We start from the raw sequence: 645 nt of genomic DNA, 5'->3' as shown, positions 1-645 counted from the left end.
GCCTTGCGCCATTTTCTCTTCCAGCAAAGGGACGAATTCACTCGGGTCGGAGGGCATCTGCATCATTGTGAAGCAATCACTGCCATCGTTGTGGATCTGCCGTAACCTGAGCGCGAGACGTAAGCACGCCACATAAGGAGGAAATCGCTCTTCGACCTTGTAGGCCGTCATGTTTAGATTGGCGCTTTCTCCAACCGCCAGACTCTGTAGCAACTGTCCCAACTGACTAGACGCTTTCAGTGTGCACTCACCGGGCTCCCGTTCATCGTTGACGATGAGGCGAATCAGGCTGTTCCCTTCCTGCTCATATTGAACAGCTCCAATACAGTCACCAAGTGAGGGAGAAACGTCAAATTCTGGCCTGGGCTGTGTACCGAGCCCAAAATGGAAATTGACGAAATCTACAGAATGGCCACGCGGATCTTGAATAAACCATTCAACCCAGCGGGCTTCTGCACGATTGAAATTTCCCGCTCTACTGAGAAAGTAAAGAATCCCTTTAACTTCCCGTGATGGCTTTAGTAGCACTGATCCTGGGATCCGCTGCTGAAATTCTTGTCCCGGCCTCGGGTCGCCTGGAATTGCTGGTCGACCTGAAACTGGCCGAAGGCGCGTCGTTGAGCAACACGGCCGAGCAAGTCAAAC

At 52.4% G+C, this 645-nt stretch carries 1 protein-coding gene; it reads right to left on the bottom strand.

From position 1 onward, the window contains the following. Window positions 1-528 (bottom strand): hypothetical protein (locus tag AC0L3B_RS38195; RefSeq protein WP_473382709.1); only part of this gene is annotated, 528 nt, incomplete at its 3' end. Between the last annotated feature and the right edge of the window lie 117 nt (window positions 529-645).

It is taken from the genome of Bradyrhizobium sp. Kon56 (assembly GCF_055807635.1).
The sequence above is the reverse complement of the archived record's forward strand: the minus strand, read 5'-3'. Positions and strand labels throughout refer to the sequence as shown.